This is a genomic window from Duganella sp. GW821-FHT01E12, assembly GCF_059422325.1.
This window is the reverse complement of record NZ_JBWKWR010000015.1, coordinates 116,401-132,282: the sequence shown is the minus strand read 5'-3', so window position 1 is coordinate 132,282 and position 15,882 is coordinate 116,401. Positions and strand designations below refer to the sequence as shown.

Genomic DNA, 15,882 nt, shown 5'->3' with positions numbered 1-15,882 from the left:
GCTAATGCCGCTCCACCCACCACAAGGCCCCCAAGGCCAGCAGCAGGAATAACAAACTGGGGGCGATCGCCGTGACGATCGCCGGGAAGGCGCTCAGCATGCCCAGATGCGAGAACAGGGAGTTCACCAGCTGGAAGCTGACGCCGATCATGATACCAACAAAGATCTTCAGGCTCACGCCACCGCTGCGCGTGTGCAGGTAGCCGAACGGCAGCGCCAGCGCCATCAACACGAAGATGGCCAGCGGGTCGAACAGCTTTTTCCAGAACGCGATCTTGAAGCGATCCGTCTCCTGCTTGTTCTCCTGCAGGTGGCGGGTGTAGACGGCCAGCTCGTTGGCCGACATGCGCTCCGGGTCCGAGCCTGCCACCGACAGGATCTTCGGCGTGACCTCGGACAGCAAGTCCTTGGTGGCGCTGTGGCGGGTTTCGATCAAACTGGTGTCCTGGGCGAAGTTGTTGGCCAGGTTGGCCTCGCTGCCCGGCTTGAGCAGCGCCGGATTGGTGAAGATGTTTTCCGTCACGTCCGACAGCTGCCAGCTGTTGTTGCCCTTGAAGGTGCCGATCTTGGCCAGCGTGATGGAACGCAGGCGGAAGCTGGTGTCGAACTCGTACAGCTTGACGTCGACCAGCGTGCCGTCCGGCTGCACCTGGCGCACGTTGAAGAAGCGCGAGCCGGTCACGGTGCCGCTCATGCCGTCCGACTTGACGATGTCCTTGGTCCACAGGCCGGAGCGGAACTCCGACGAGATCGCGGCGCCGCGCGCGCTCAGCTTGATCTTCTCGGCCAGCGGCGCGGTGCGCGGCGCCACCAGTTCGCCGAAGATGAAGGTGACGATCACCAGCACGAAGCCGATCTTGGCCAGCATCCACGCCACCATGCCGGTCGACATGCTGGCCGCGCGCATGATGGTGAATTCGGAGGTCGCCGCGAATTGCGCCATCGTGTAGATTGTGCCGATCAGCGCCGCCAGCGGCATCACCTCGTACACGTGGGCCGGCAGGCGCACCAGCACGTACAGGAAGGCGTACTGGATGGTGTAGCCGTTCTTGCCGACCGACGGCAGTTCGCCCGTCAGGTCCATGAACGCCTGCAGCGCCAGAAGGGCGACCAGCAGGAAGGCCACCGCCTGCAAAATGGTGACGGCGAAATAGCGTTGCAGGATCTTCATGGCGATACGGCTTTCTTGTCGGCGGCGCGCGAGCGCTTCAGCGCCGCCAGCAACGCCAGCGGATGGTAACGATGGTTGAGATTGAGGCGCCAGGCGAACAGCGCGACCACCAGCAGTATGACGACCAGGTGCAGCGGCCACCACGACAGCGCGAACATCGACTTGCCCTGCTTGACGCTGGCCTCCACCAGCTTGACCAGGTTGCTGTAGCTGAAGAAGATCAGCAGCGCGATGATCAGGTTGGCCGAACTGCCGGCGCGCGGATTGACAAAGCCCAGCGGGATCGCCAGCAGCAACAGCACCAGGCAGGTGACCGGCGAGGCGATGCGCCACAACAGTTCCGCGCGCCCGGACGGCGTGGCGTCGTGTAGCAGTTCCATGATCGGCACGGCGGCGACGTTGCGCTCGGCCTCCAGGTCCTGGCTCTGGTTGGTCACGCGCATGCTGTAGCTGTCGAACTCCATGGTCTGGAAGTCCGACTGGCCGGGCGTACCCTGGTAGCGGCGGCCGTTCTTGAGCACCAGATAGCGCTCGCCCTTGGCGCCGGTGCTGACCACGCCCTCGCGCGCGACGATGACGGCGGTGCCATGTTCGTCGACCGTGTTGACGAACACGTTCTGCACCACGGCGCTTTTGCCGGCCACGCCTTCGACAAAGAAGATGCGGTTGGCCGACGCCGATTCCTTGAACTGGCCGGGCGAGACCTTCTGCAGGTCCTCGCGCTTTTCAAAGCGCTCCACGTACTCCAGGCTTTTCTGCTTGGCCCACGGCGTGGCGACGAAGCTCAGGCCAGCGGTCGCCAGCACCAGCGGCAGGCCGAAGACCAGCACCGGCGCGATCCACCGCGTCAGACTCAGGCCGGAAGCGAACCACACCACCATCTCGGAATCGCGATAGGTGCGCGTGACGACCATCAGCACCGAAATAAAGCTGGTGAGGATCACAAGAGTTGGCAGATAATTCAAGGCTGCGAAAGCGATCAGCGCGAGCACGTCGCCGGAGGCCACCTTGCCGCCGGCGGCCATGCCGAGGACAGTGATCAGGGTCCAGGTGACGCAGATGCTGAACAATACGGTGAAGGTGGCGCCGGCGGCACTTGCCATTTCACGTCTCAAGGCGCGTTGAAAGATCATTCGAAAGTTATAATTCGGTAGTTAAGGGCCACACAGGGCCACAAGTTTAAATAACAGCCTGACAAACAGGCTGGCAATTCGTACACGACACGGAGAATCAAATGGACTTTAGCATAAAAGCATTCGACACAAAAAACACCATCGCTTCGGCCAAAGCCGGCGTTGTCGCCGTCGCGGTCTTTGAGAACAAGAAGCTGTCGCAGGCCGCCAAGGCGCTGGACGGCTCCGGTGAAATCACGGCTGCGCTGAAGTCCGGCGACATCTCCGGCAAGGCCGGCACCACCCTGCTGCTGCGCGGCGCGAAGGGCGCCAGCGCCGAGCGCGTGCTGCTGGTGGGACTGGGTAGCGACGATGCCGTCAGCGAGAAGAATTTCGCCAGCGGCGTGACCGCGGCGCTGAAGGCTTTCTCCGCCCTGGGCGCGAGCGACGCTATTATCGCACTGCCGATGACCGAAGTGAAAGAGCGCGACGTGAATTGGGCGATCCGCTGCGTGGTGCAAAGCGCGCACGAAAGCGTGTTCCGCACCGATGGCCAGAAGAGCAAGAAGGACCCTGCGCCGACCGGCGTGAAGAAGATCGCGCTGGCGGTGCCCAACACCGCCGCCACCAAGCTGGCGCTGGCCCAGGCCGTGGCGATCGCCAACGGCATGGACCTGACCAAGGAACTGGGCAACCTGTCGGCCAACGTCTGCACCCCGACCCACCTGGCCAACACCGCGAAAAAACTCGGCAAGGACTACAAGTTCGACGTCGAAGTGCTGGACCGCAAACAGCTCGAGGCGCTGAAGATGAACAGCTTCCTGTCCGTGACCAACGGCAGCGAGCAGCCGCCGAAATTCATCATCCTCAAGCACATGGGCGGCAAGGCCAAGGATGCGCCGGTGGTGCTGGTCGGTAAAGGCATCACCTTCGACACCGGCGGCATCTCACTCAAGGCCGGTCCAGGCATGGACGAGATGAAGTACGACATGGGTGGCGCCGCTTCGGTGCTGGGCACCTTCCGCGCCATCGGCGAGATGAACCTGAAGCTGAACGTGATCGGCGTGATCGCCGCCTGCGAGAACATGCCTTCCGGCCGCGCCACCAAGCCGGGCGACATCGTCACCTCGATGAACGGCCTGACCATCGAGATCCTCAACACCGACGCCGAAGGCCGCCTGGTGCTGTGCGACGCGCTGGCCTACGCCGAGCGCTTCAACCCGGCCGCGGTGATCGATATCGCCACGCTGACCGGCGCCTGCATCGTCGCCCTGGGCCACCACAAGAGCGGCCTGTTCACGCGCGACGACGAAGTGCACAACAAGCTGGCCGACGAGATCATGGCGGCCGGCAACGCCGCCGGCGACACCGCGTGGCGCCTGCCGATCGGAGAAGAGTACAACGAGCAGCTCAAGTCCAACTTCGCCGACCTGGCCAACATCGGCACGCCGGGCGGCGCTTCGTGCACGGCGGCGGCCTTCCTGGAGAACTTCACCCGCAAGTACACCTGGGCCCACCTGGACATCGCCGGCACCGCCTGGAAATCGGGCGGCGCGAAAGGCGCCACCGGCCGCCCCGTGCCGCTGCTGTCGAACTTCCTGATCAACCGCGCGTAAGCACGGTCAGCACGGTCAGAACTCCTCCCACCCTTCGGCGCCGGCCGCCATGCGGCCGCGCGCCGGCTTGACGGGCGCCGGCAGCCTGGCCGGCGCCTTGCGGGCCAAGGGCAGCACCACCGCCGGCGCAGCCGCGCCGGCGCGTCCGCCTTCCAGCTTGAACACGCCGACCATCTGCACCAGCCCCGCAGCCTGATCCTGCAGGGACGCCGCTGCGGCACTGGCTTCCTCCACCAGCGCGGCGTTTTGCTGCGTCACCTGATCCATCTGCGTAATGGCCTGGCTGACCTGGTCGATGCCGGCGCTCTGCTCCTGCGTGGCGGTGGTGATGCCGCCCATGATGTCGGTCACCCGCTGGATGCTGCCGACGATTTCGCCCATCGTGGCGCCGGCCTGGTCGACCAGCTTCGATCCCATCTCCACCTTCTCCATCGAATCGCCGATCAGCACTTTGATCTCCTGCGCGGCGGCAGCGCTGCGCTGCGCCAGGTTGCGCACCTCGGTGGCGACGACGGCGAAGCCGCGTCCCTGCTCGCCGGCGCGCGCCGCCTCCACCGCCGCGTTCAGCGCCAGGATGTTGGTCTGGAAGGCGATGCCGTCGATGACGCCGATGATGTTGCCGATCTTGCCGGCCGATTCGTTGATCGAGCCCATGGTGCCGACCACCTCCGCCACCACGCTGCCGCCCTTGAGCGCGATGGCCGACGCCGACACGGCCAGTTCGTTGGCCAAGCGCGCGCTGTCGGCGTTCTGCTTGACGGTCGACGCCAGTTCATCCATCGACGACGCGGTTTCCTCCAGCGCGGCGGCCTGCTGCTCGGTGCGGGAGGACAGGTCCAGGTTGCCGGCCGCGATCTGCACCGACGCCGATTCGATGGCGCCCGAGCGGTCGAGCACCTGGCCGACGATGCCGGCCAGGCTGTCGCGCATGGTCTTCATCGCGAACACCAGGCTGGAACGGTCCTGCGGCGCGGTGTCGATGGCGACACTCAGGTCGCCTGCCGCGATGCGCGCGGCGATGCCGGCGGCGTAGTCCGGTTCGCCGCCCAGCTGCCGCAACAGGCTGCGCGTGATCAGCACGGCCGCGACCACGCTGCACAGCAGCGCCAGCGCGCCGAGCACCAGCATCAGCGAGCGGGTTTCCTGATAGGCCTGCTTGATGGCCACCGCGCCGTCGACGTTTTGTTTTTCCTCGATGACGGCCAGCTCGCGCAGCAACTCCCACCATTTTTTCTGCACCGGACGGAACTCGAAGCGCAGCAGCTGGTACGCTTCGCTGTTTTTCTTTTCCTGGATCAGTTCCTTCGCCTTGGCGATAAAGGGCGCGGCCAGCAGGGCCTGCTGCCTGATCTTGGCGTACAGCGCGGCCTCCTCGGGCGTGGCGCTGTTATGGTCGGCAAACATCTCGCCCAGCTTGTTCTGTACCTCGTCGTATTTATCGCTCTGCGCCACGATGCGTTTGAGCTCGATCTGGATCTCGTCCCTCTGGTCCTCGGGCAACAGGATCAGGTTGCGCAGCGCCAGCGCGCGCTCGGTCACCGTCAAATCCATTTTCGCCACCAGCTTGGACTCCACGCTGTTGACGTCGACGATTTCATCCACCCGCTCCTGCATACGCCCCATGCGCTGGATGCCGAACATCGTCACGATGGCCAGCAATAGCGCCACCAACCCGAAACCGATGCCCAACCGCGTTACCACCCTCATGCCCGAATTACGCATACACCGCCTCATATCTGTAACAATTAATAATATTTACATATTCAACATTACCAATAGTAACAAATATTGCCGCATGGCAAATATAGGAATAATCCCATTCGGGCGTAGGAATTAGGGTGGTTTTTGTAGGAATAATCCTACAGCGCAAGGCGCCGGCTCAATACAGGGTGACGCCGGGCGCCGGTGGCGGCAGGCCGTCGCGCTGGGCGTCCGCATGCATCACCACCGTCAGCGTGGCCGGATAGTCGTAGCCCGCACCGGTGTTCTTGTCGATGAAGTAGCCCACGCCCGCGGTCAGCACCACGTTGCCCCACAGGTTGCCGTCGGCCTTGGAGTCGACCTTTTCGTAGGCCCAGCCGGCGCCCTCTTTCTGGCAATCGATGCGCAGCGGGCCGGCGCTCTTGCGCAGGGTGACGCGCGCCGGCGTGGTCACAAACCATTTGCCGACGTCGTTGTACAGCACGCAGCCGACGCCGGCGATCTCGCGGTGGTCGAGCACGGTTTGCACCAGCACGTTTTGTTGGGTGGATTCGGTCAGGGAAGCGCAGCCGGATAGCAAGGCCAGCAGCGCGGAGACGCCGGCAACGGGGCGGAAATACATGGTCTGCCTCAGGGTTAGTGGGTCAGACCAGTGTAGCAGCCCGCAAGCGGATCTATATGGTCAATCAAGAGGCGTAAAGCGTTGCACTTTTACGCCATCGACTTCCAGGATTTCAAAAAACACGTCTTTCGGCCGGGTCCAGATGGAACCGTTGGCGGCGCGATAAACGATCATGGTACTCAGATCGGATTCCAGGGTGGCCTCGCATACCAACTCGTAGAGGCCCCCTTTGTAGTGCCTGAAACGCATCCGGGATCAGGCGTTATGCCGTTCCGGTACCGCAGCGGCAGTGCGTTCTTCCGCCTGCTCCTGCTGCTTCTTCTTCAGACCCTGTACCACTTTCAGGATATCGTCCATGCCGCGTTCGCCACCCAGGCTGGAGAACGCATCCAGCACTTCGTTCAGCACCTGGTTGCGCACGGCTGCCTCGTCGGAATTGATGACAGGCGGCCGTTGCACGGCGGCCTTGGCCTTTTCCAGCGCGGCGGCTTCCTTTTGCGCGGCGGTCTTGCGGCCGCCCGGCGTTTTGCCGTGCTCCAACGCGGCCTGCCAGATCACCCAGCGGCGTTGCGTTTCAAAAACCAGGTACTCTTCTGGTTTGTCTTCCCGGCGTCGGACGATGTGACCGTCTTTCTGCGCCCATGTCTCAAATGCAGCTCGCATTTTTTTATTCCTTTGTAAATGCGCTACGCGCAATTCACTGTTAAAACCACAAGTAATTTCCGTATAGTACCATTTATTGTTAAACCACAACACTAAAAAGACCCCGGCCACCTACTATTTTTGATTGCGTTGCGGAAACACAAATTTTCCGCACTATTTGTATCAGTATATTTCTGTTTTGCTTACTTTGTCTTTACTTATCGTTCTATTTTGACAACAACGAGACACTCCTAGCAATTATTTTTTGATTTCACACATTTTGCAACATTTTAGGCGTTGGAAGTGCGCGCACGAAAGGGTTTTTCATGTTTTTTTATAAAAATCGTCAAATTAACAATCTCATGTGTTAAATCAAGATGCTGTAAGATTCGTTCATGTAGGCTCCGGCCTCCCCCGCAAACCGCAAGGATACTGACCCAGATGAAAATAGCCACATGGAATGTTAACTCACTCAACGTTCGGCTGCCGCACGTCTTGAAATGGCTAGAGGAGAATCCCGTCGATGTCCTCTGTATTCAAGAAACAAAATTAACGGACGACAAGTTTCCGGCTGCCGCCATCGAGGCCGCCGGTTACCACGTGGTCTACAGCGGCCAGAAAACCTACAACGGCGTGGCCATCCTGTCCAAGCTGCCGATTGTCGACGTGATCAAGAACAACCCGCGCTACGAAGATGTGCAGCAGCGCATCCTGGCCGCCACCATAGACGGCGTGCGCGTGGTATGCGCCTACGTGCCCAACGGCCAGAGCGTCGATTCCGACAAGTACGAGTACAAGCTGGGTTGGCTGTCCGCCTTCCACGACTGGATCAAGGAAGAAGCCGCGCTGCACCCGCAACTGGCGGTGCTGGGCGACTACAACATCGCGCCGGAAGACCGCGACGTCCACGATCCGGCCGCGTGGGTGGGCCAGGTGCTGGTGTCCGACAAGGAACGCGCCGCCCTCACCCGCCTGCTCGACATCGGCCTGACCGATTCCTACCGCCTGTTCGAACAGCCGGAAAAGTCGTTCAGCTGGTGGGACTACCGCGCCTTGGGATTCCGCCTCAACAAGGGCCTGCGCATCGACCACATCCTGCTGTCGCCGGCCCTGGTGGCCCGTTGCAGCGCCTGCGTGATCGACCGCGTGCCGCGCAAATGGGAACAGCCTTCCGACCACGCGCCGGTGATCGCCACGCTGGACTAGACCCGCGGCAGCAGCAGCTGGGCCGTCGCGTGCGGCACCGGCTGCGAAAATAAATAGCCCTGCGCATACTGGCAACCGTTGCGCTGTAACAACGCATACTGCCCTTCGGTCTCCACGCCTTCCGCCACCACCGACAATTGCAGGCTGTCCGACAGGGCGATAATCGCCGCCACGATCGCCCGGTCTTCCGCGCTTTCCTCCAGTTCCTTGATGAAGGCGCGGTCGATCTTGATCTTCTTGACCGGGAACCGCTTCAGATACGCCAGGCTGGAATAGCCGGTGCCGAAATCGTCGATCGACAGCCGGATGCCCATGGCGTTGATCTGGCCCAGGATGTCGAGCGTCTGCTCGCCGTGCTGCATCAGCGCCGTCTCGGTGATCTCGAACTCCAGCAGCGACGGGTCGATGCCGGTTTCGTCGAGGATGGCGCGGATCGACTCGATCAGGCCGCGGTGCATGAACTGGCGCGGCGACAGGTTCACCGCCAGCGGCACCGGCGCCAGGCCGGCGCGCAGCCACGCCATGCTTTGCTGGCAGGCCTGGCGTATCACCCATTCGCCGATCGGCACAATCAGGCCGTTCTCCTCGATGATGGGGATGAAGTGGTCCGGCAGCACCAGCTGGCCGTCACCGCCGCCACGGCGCCAGCGCAGCAGCACCTCCATCGTGTGCAGGCGGCGCGTGCCGATGTCCATGATGGGCTGGAAGTGCAGCTCGAACTCGTCCTGCGCCAGCGCGCCGCGCAGGCTGGACTCCAGCTCGAAGTGCTGGGCCGCCGTCTGGTTCATCGCCTCCTTGAAGTACTGGTAATTGTTCCTGCCGCTGGCCTTGGCGTGGTACATGGCGGCGTCGGCGTGGCGCATCAGCGTCTCGACGTCGCCGCCGTCGTCCGGATACACGCAGATGCCGATCGACGGCGTGATGTGCAGGTTGCGGCCCTCCAGCGGGAAGCTCTCCGACAGCGCCTCGATGATCTTCTCGGCCACATGGCTGGCCTCCTCGGCCGAACGGATGCCGGGCACCAGCACCACGAACTCGTCGCCGCCCAGCCGGGCCACGGTGTCGCTGGCGCGCACCGCGCGGCACAGGCGGCTCGCCACTTCCTTCAGCAGCTGGTCGCCGGTCATGTGGCCGAGCGAATCGTTGATGGTCTTGAAGCGGTCAAGGTCGATGAACATCACCGCCAGTCGGCGCTCGGAACGCTGCGCGGCCAGCATGGCGCGGTCCAGCCGATCCGACAACAGCGCGCGGTTCGGCAATCCGGTCAGGCTGTCGTGGTAGGCCATGTGGTGCACACGCGCCTCGGCCTGGCGCCGCTCGACGATCTCGCCCTGCAGCAGCGCGTTGGCGCCGGCCAGTTCGGCGGTGCGTTCCAGCACCCGCACTTCCAGCTCGTCGCGCGCGCGGCTCACCGCTTCCGCCGCCTCGCGCCGTTCGGTGATATCGTCCACCAGCCACACCGAGCGCCCGGTGGCCTGCGCCAGGTCGAACGGGCGGCCCGACAGGCGGCCCCAGAACGTGCTGCCGTCCTTGCGCACCAGCTGGTACTCGGAGGCGTGCACGCGGCCGGCGTGGAAGTCTTCGGCGGTGGCGGCGCGCGCCTGTTCCCACGCGTCCTTGTCGGCGTAGAAGGCCTGCACGCTGAGCTGGTTCATCCCGCCCGGCGCGTAGCCGAACAGCTCTTCCATCTTGGTGTTGCAGCGCAGGTTGCGGCCGTGCTCCACCACCGAGATGCCCAGCACCGCGCTGTCCAGGATGGCCTGGTTTTCCAGCAGCGCGTTGCGCAGCGATTCCTCGGCGCGCTTTTGTTCGGTGCGGTCCTCGATCACCCAGATCGTGCCCTGGGTCGGATCGTCGGGATTGACCACGTAGCCGATCAGCTGCGCCCACAAGGTGGTGTCGTCGGCGCGGCGCAATTCCATCTCGATCTGGAACGGCTTGCCGACCGACAGATAGGGATAGGCCTGCTCGCCCAGCTTGTCGTACGATTCCTGCGAGACGTACAGCGCGCGGCCGGGCAGGCCCAGGCCGGAGTCGCCCTCGTAGCGGAACATCTCGGCGAAGCCGCGGTTGTAGCGCGTGATGATGCGGTTCTTGGTGAACAGGATGCTCATCGAGGCATTGGTCATGATGGCCTCGACCTCCATCTGGGTCTGGCGCGTGCTGGTCACATCCTCCAGTATCCAGATGGTGCCGCCGTCGCTATGCTCGTCGTCCACCGCCTTGGCGCGCACGCGGCACCAGAACAAGCTGCCGTCCTTGCGCTTGAACTGGTAGCCCTTCTTCTCGAACGGCTGGCCCGCGCCCAGCAGCGGCGCCGCCTCGCGGCCGAATTCCTCGTAGTGCGCCGCCGACGGGAACACCATCTCCGACGGCTGCCCTATCATCTCCTCGATGTCGTAGCCGAACATCTCGGCCATGCGCGGATTACAGCTCAACATGATCTGCGCCTTGCTGAACAGGATGCCGACCGAGGCGTTGTCCAGGATGGCCTTCTGCTCCAGCAGCAGCTGACGGGTTTCCTCCTCGTGGCGCTTTTGCGCGCTGCGGTCATCGAAGATCCAGATCGTGTCCTGCTGCGTGCGGCCCGGATTGATCACGTAGCCGAAGGCGTGCGCCCAGAAGGTCGAGCCGTCCTGGCGCCGCATCTCCATCTCGGCCTGGTACGGCTTGCCGCGCGCCAGCAGCGGGCGGGCCTTCTTCACCACGGCGTCGAACGCGTCCTGCGACGGATACAGCGTCGACGTCAACTGGCCCACGCCGCTGTCGTCGTTGAAGCCGAAGAATTCGGCGAAGCGGCGGTTGTAGCGCAGGATGCGGTTGTCGCGCTGGAAGCCGATCGCCAGCGGCGCGCTGTCCATGATGGCCTGCATCTCCAGCAGCGCGCGGCGCAGCTTCTCGACGTCGATGCGGTGTTCGTTGATGTCCTCCATGATCCACACCGTGCCTTCGGCGGTGTGGATAGGATCGATGGCGCGGCCGAACAGGCGGGCCCAGAACAGCGTGCCGTCCTTGCGCCGCATCTGCGCATCCTGCATGAAGGGCAGTCCCTGCGACAGCGGCGGACGGGCGTTGCGGCTCAATTCGAGAAAGTCCGCCTCGCTCGGATAGACGGTCACGCTGGCCATGCCCTCCAGCTCATGGCGGCTGTAGCCCAGCATTTCGGCACAGCGGATATTGCATTCCTGGATAACGCCATCCTTGGTGAACAGGATGCCGACGGCGGCGTTCTCCAGGATGGCCTGCTGCTCCAGCAGCGTCTTGCGCAGCGCGCGCTGGTCGCGCTCCGCCGCGCTGATGTCGTGGAAGACGACGGTGGCGCCCCGCATCGCCGCGCCGGCCGGCAGCGGCTTGCTCCACGCCTGCACCGACACGTACTGGCCGCTGGCGCAGGTCAGGCAGCTGTTCCAGCGCTGGCCCGCGTTGGCCGCATCCAGCGCCGCGTCGAGCGCCTTGACGCTGGCGCCGCGCACGTGGCGCGCGAACAAGTCGGCCAGCGGCCTGCCGCACGGGTCCAAGCCCAGCAACTCCACCAGCTCCTGATTGGCGGCCAACACCACGCCGTCGGTGCCGTAAGCGCACGCGGGAACACCGATCAGCGCCAGCGCGTCGGCCACAAAATCAGGATTGGTCGTAACTCGATTCATGTACACCAAAGGCACCCATTTAGAGATGCCACCTTGCCAGTTACTTCTCGGCAGCATAGTTGGCAGATCATAAACCACAATGGACGCATTAGCCATCGCGCTTACCGAACGCCGCCCCTAAAAACGACAATGCCCGGCGAACCGGGCATTGCTGTCGTCCGACTACTTGACAATTACATCAGTGCGCGCTGGCGCCGGCGGCGCCGATGCCCGTTTCGGAGCGCATTTCCTGCGCCTCGTAGCCGGCGCGGTCGATGCGTGCGCGCGGGCTGCGGTCCAGCAGCGAGACCAGCCAGATGCTGACGAAGGCGACCGGCATCGAGAAGATGGCCGGCGAGGCATAAGGGAACAGCGCGTCGGTGTGGCCCAGCACATCGACCCAGACCGATTTCGACACCACGGTCAGCACCACGGCGGTGATCAGGCCGACGAAGCCGCCGACCGTTGCGCCGCGGGTGGTGCAATCCTTCCACAGCACCGACATGAACAGCACCGGGAAGTTGGCCGAGGCGGCGATGGCGAAGGCCAGCGACACCATGAAGGCGATGTTCTGCTTCTCGAACACGATGCCCAGCACCACGGCGACGATGCCCAGTGCGACGGTGGTCAGGCGCGACACATACAGTTCCTTGGCGCTGCTTGCCTTGCCCTTTTTGATAACAGTGGCATACAGGTCATGCGACACCGCCGACGCGCCGGACAAGGTCAGGCCGGCCACCACCGCCAGGATGGTGGCGAAAGCCACGGCGGAGATAAAGCCGAGGAAGACGTTGCCGCCCACGGCCTTGGCCAGGTGGATGGCCGCCATGTTATTCCCGCCCAGCAGTTTGCCGGCGGCGTCCTTGAACTCGGGATTGGTGCTCACCAAAACGATGGCGCCGAAGCCGATGATGAAGGTCAGGATGTAGAAGTACGCGATCCAGCTGGTGGCCCAGAACACCGACTTGCGCGCTTCCTTCGCGCTTGGCACGGTGAAGAAGCGCATCAGGATGTGCGGCAGGCCGGCGGTGCCGAACATCAGCGCCATGCCGAACGAGATCGCCGACACAGGGTCTTTGATGAAGGTGCCGGGGCCCATGATGGCGTCCTTCTTGGCGTGGATTTCCACCGACTTGGCGAACAGCGCCTCGGGGCTGAAGTTGAACTGAGCCAGCACGACGAACGCCATGAAGGTGGCGCCGCCGAGCAGCATCACGGCCTTGATGATCTGCACCCAGGTGGTGGCGGTCATGCCGCCGAACAGCACATAGACCATCATCAGCGTACCGACCAGCACCACGGCGATCCAGTATTCAAGGCCGAACAGCAGTTTGATCAGCTGCCCCGCGCCGACCATCTGCGCGATCAGGTAGAACGCCACCACCACCAGCGTGCCGGAGGCGGAGAAGATGCGGATCGGCGCCTGCTTGAAGCGGTAGGCGGCGACGTCGGCGAAGGTGTAGCGGCCCAGGTTGCGCAGGCGCTCCGCCATCAGGAAGGTGATCACCGGCCAGCCGACCAGGAAGCCGATGGCGTAGATCAGGCCATCGTAACCGTTGAGGAACACGGCCGCGGAAATGCCGAGGAAGGACGCCGCCGACATGTAGTCGCCGGCGATGGCCAGACCGTTCTGGAAGCCGGTGATCCCGCCGCCGGCGGTGTAGAAGTCGGACGCCGACTTGGTCTTGGCCGCCGCCCACTTGGTGACGAACAGCGTGAAGATGACGAAGGCGCCGAACATGATGATCGCGGTCCAGTTGATCGGCTGCTTCACCGCCTGGCCCAGGTCCGCGCCGGCCGCCAGTGCCGCACCGCTGGCGCCGAGCAGCGCCAGCCCGCCAAGGCCGCACAGGCCACGTTTGGCGGCGTTCATGCTTTCACCCGCTCGTGGATGGCCAGCGTCAGGTCGTCGAACTGCTTGTTGGCGCGGCGGACGTAGGCGCCGGTGATCAGCACCGTGAACACGATCACGAACAAACCGATCGGCATCCCCCAGGTCATCACGCCGGCGCCGGTTTTCGACGCCAGCAGCTCCTTGTCGAAAGCGATGAGCAGAATGTAACCGTAATAAACCAGCATCATTACCGCCGTCAGCGCCCAACCGAAACGGGAGCGCGTCTTGACCAGCCGGTGATAGCTGGGGTCGCGCTTTATTTTTTGAACCAGATCGTCATGCATGACTTGTCTCCTTTAGTTTATCTGCAGCCTATGCTCTTTTCTTTTCGAGCTTGACTCCACAATAAACCGCCATGCTTACCGCCCCCTTACGCGCACAACTACTTTTTCACATCGCCATACAGTGCGCGTTGTATCTGCTGCAGCGAAGCCGGATCTTCAATCGCCGTCAGGTCGCCCGGATTGCGGCCTTCGCAGATGGCCTGGATCGAACGGCGCAGCAGTTTGCCGGAACGGGTCTTGGGCAGCTGCGGCACGAAGTACACGCGCGACGGCCGCGCCACCGCGCCCAACTGGTGATCGACCACGCCGAGTATCTCCCGCTCCAGCGCGGCGCGGCCCTCGTCGTCGGCGGTGCGCGTGGCGTCCTTGACGATGACGAAGGCAACCGCCACCTGGCCTTTGAGCTTGTCCTCCACGCCCACCACCGCCACCTCGGAGACGTTGGCGTGGCTGGAGATGGACTCCTCGATCTCGCGCGTGCCGAGACGATGGCCGGCGACGTTGATCACATCGTCGGTGCGGCCGAGGATGAAGTAGTAGCCGTCGGCGTCGCGCACGCCCCAGTCGAAGGTCGAGTAGACCTGCTGGCCATCGAAGGTGGACCAGTAGGTGTCGACGAAGCGCTGGTCGTCGCCGTACACGGTCTGCATGCAGCCTGGCGGCAGCGGGCCGTCGATCACCACCACGCCCTTCTCGTTGGCGGCGCATTCCTCGCCGGTGGATTCGTTGAGCAGCTTGACCTTGTAGCCGTACATCGCCACGCCGGGGCTGCCCAGGCGCGTCGGCAGATCCTCGACGCCCTTGGCGATCGACAGGATGGGCCAGCCGGTTTCGGTCTGCCAGTAGTTGTCGATGATGGGCACGCCCAGCTCGTCGTGTATCCATTGCGACGTGGTCTCGTCCAGCGGCTCGCCGGCCAGGTACAGCGCGCGCAGCGACGACAGGTCGTACTTGCGCATGAACTCCGGCGGCTGCTTGCGCAGCACGCGGATGGCCGTCGGCGCCGAGAACATGCGCGTGACCTTGTACTTCTCGACGATGCTCCACCAGATGCCGGCGTCCGGGCAGATCGGCAGTCCCTCGTACATGATGGTCGCCATGCCGGCGATCAGCGGGCCGTAGACGATGTAGGAGTGGCCGACCACCCAGCCTATGTCGGAGGTGGCGAAGAAGGTCTCGCCGGCGTTGCCGCAGAAGTTGTACTTCATTGACGACGCCAGCGCCACCGCGTAGCCGCCGACGTCGCGCTGCACGCCTTTCGGCTTGCCGGTGGTGCCGGAGGTGTAGAGGATGTACGACGGCTCGTTCGATTCCAGCCAGGTCACGGGCACGCGCGCATCCATGTGGGCGGCGCGCAGGTCGGCCCAGTCCTTGTCGCGGCCGGCCACCAGTTCCATCGGCGCCAGCTTGCGGTTCACCAGCAGCACCTTGGCCGGCTTGGCGGTCGACAGCGTGATCGCCTCGTCCAGCAGGTACTTGTAGGGGATGGCCTTGCCGTTGCGCGAGCCCGCGTCGGCGGAGACGATCAGCACCGGCTTGGCGTCGTCGATGCGGCTGGCCAGGCTGTTGGCGGCGAACCCGCCGAACACCACCGAGTGGATGGCGCCGATGCGGGCGCAGGCCAGCATCGCGAACGCCGCCTCGGCGATCATCGGCATGTAGATCAGCACCCGGTCGCCACGGCCGACGCCCAGCGACTGCATCATCGCGGCGGTGCGTTCGACTTCGGTGCGCAGTTCGTTGAACGAGTAGCTGCGCTCCGTGTTGGTTTCGGTGGAGATGGCGATCAGCGCGGCGCGGTCGCCCTGCGTGGCGCACCATCGGTCCACCGCGTTGTGACACAGGTTGGTCTGCCCGCCGACGAACCACTTCGCGAACGGAGGATGGGAATAATCCAGCACCTTGGTGCATGGGGCGTTCCAGTCGATGAGCGCTGCTTCGTCCTGCCAGAATTGTTCAGGCGTGACGATAGAGCGCCGATAGAAATCAGCGTAATTCATGTCTCCTC

General features: G+C 63.6%; 12 protein-coding genes. 2 read left to right on the top strand and 10 right to left on the bottom strand.

Going from position 1 to position 15,882, the window contains the following annotated elements; translation table 11 throughout:
- Position 1: 1 nt before the first annotated feature.
- Positions 2-1,171: an LPS export ABC transporter permease LptG gene (gene lptG / locus AC07WS_RS28275; protein ID WP_494732265.1), complete on the bottom strand. Its 1,170-nt coding sequence runs from the start codon at positions 1,169-1,171 to the stop codon at positions 2-4.
- On the bottom strand, positions 1,168-2,274 hold the full coding sequence (gene lptF / locus AC07WS_RS28270; RefSeq protein ID WP_494732264.1) for an LPS export ABC transporter permease LptF: 1,107 nt from the start codon (positions 2,272-2,274) through the stop codon (positions 1,168-1,170). The genes lptG and lptF overlap by 4 nt, the downstream gene beginning before the upstream one ends.
- 131 nt (positions 2,275-2,405) lie before the next feature.
- On the opposite strand from lptF, the gene AC07WS_RS28265 reads away from it, so the two are divergent.
- On the top strand, positions 2,406-3,899 hold the full coding sequence (locus tag AC07WS_RS28265) for a leucyl aminopeptidase (RefSeq protein ID WP_494732263.1): 1,494 nt from the start codon (positions 2,406-2,408) through the stop codon (positions 3,897-3,899).
- A gap of 15 nt (positions 3,900-3,914) precedes the next feature.
- Here AC07WS_RS28265 and AC07WS_RS28260 read toward each other — a convergent pair whose 3' ends face one another.
- The 4 genes from AC07WS_RS28260 to AC07WS_RS28245 all read right to left on the bottom strand — a co-directional run bounded on the left by AC07WS_RS28260 (position 3,915) and on the right by AC07WS_RS28245 (position 6,996).
- A complete protein-coding gene (locus tag AC07WS_RS28260) occupies positions 3,915-5,606 on the bottom strand; it encodes a methyl-accepting chemotaxis protein (RefSeq protein WP_494732262.1) in 1,692 nt (563 codons plus the stop codon).
- A gap of 172 nt (positions 5,607-5,778) precedes the next feature.
- On the bottom strand, positions 5,779-6,222 hold the full coding sequence (locus tag AC07WS_RS28255) for a hypothetical protein (protein WP_494732261.1): 444 nt from the start codon (positions 6,220-6,222) through the stop codon (positions 5,779-5,781).
- 60 nt (positions 6,223-6,282) lie between these two features.
- Positions 6,283-6,471: a DUF1653 domain-containing protein gene (locus AC07WS_RS28250; protein WP_161085309.1), complete on the bottom strand. Its 189-nt coding sequence runs from the start codon at positions 6,469-6,471 to the stop codon at positions 6,283-6,285.
- A gap of 6 nt (positions 6,472-6,477) precedes the next feature.
- Positions 6,478-6,996 (bottom strand): phiTE_015 family protein, encoded by a 519-nt coding sequence (locus tag AC07WS_RS28245; RefSeq protein WP_494732260.1) that lies wholly within the window; start codon positions 6,994-6,996, stop codon positions 6,478-6,480.
- A gap of 309 nt (positions 6,997-7,305) precedes the next feature.
- Here AC07WS_RS28245 and xth point away from each other — a divergent pair, with 309 nt between their 5' ends.
- A complete protein-coding gene (xth, locus tag AC07WS_RS28240) occupies positions 7,306-8,070 on the top strand; it encodes an exodeoxyribonuclease III (protein ID WP_494732259.1) in 765 nt (254 codons plus the stop codon).
- On the opposite strand, the gene AC07WS_RS28235 is transcribed toward xth, so the two are convergent.
- The 4 genes from AC07WS_RS28235 to AC07WS_RS28220 form a co-directional block, all read right to left on the bottom strand.
- Entirely contained in the window at positions 8,067-11,717 is a 3,651-nt protein-coding gene (locus AC07WS_RS28235) for a sensor domain-containing protein (protein ID WP_494732258.1), read from the bottom strand. The genes xth and AC07WS_RS28235 overlap by 4 nt on opposite strands.
- Positions 11,718-11,895: 178 nt before the next feature.
- Positions 11,896-13,569, bottom strand: coding sequence for a cation acetate symporter (locus AC07WS_RS28230; protein ID WP_494732257.1), 1,674 nt, complete (start codon positions 13,567-13,569; stop codon positions 11,896-11,898).
- A complete protein-coding gene (locus AC07WS_RS28225; RefSeq protein WP_494732256.1) occupies positions 13,566-13,874 on the bottom strand; it encodes a DUF485 domain-containing protein in 309 nt (102 codons plus the stop codon). Before AC07WS_RS28225 ends, AC07WS_RS28230 begins: the two co-directional genes overlap by 4 nt.
- A 98-nt stretch (positions 13,875-13,972) precedes the next feature.
- The gene (locus AC07WS_RS28220; RefSeq protein ID WP_494732255.1) at positions 13,973-15,874 is read right to left on the bottom strand and encodes a propionate--CoA ligase; all 1,902 of its coding nucleotides are present in this window, start codon (positions 15,872-15,874) and stop codon (positions 13,973-13,975) included.
- Positions 15,875-15,882 lie beyond the last annotated feature (8 nt).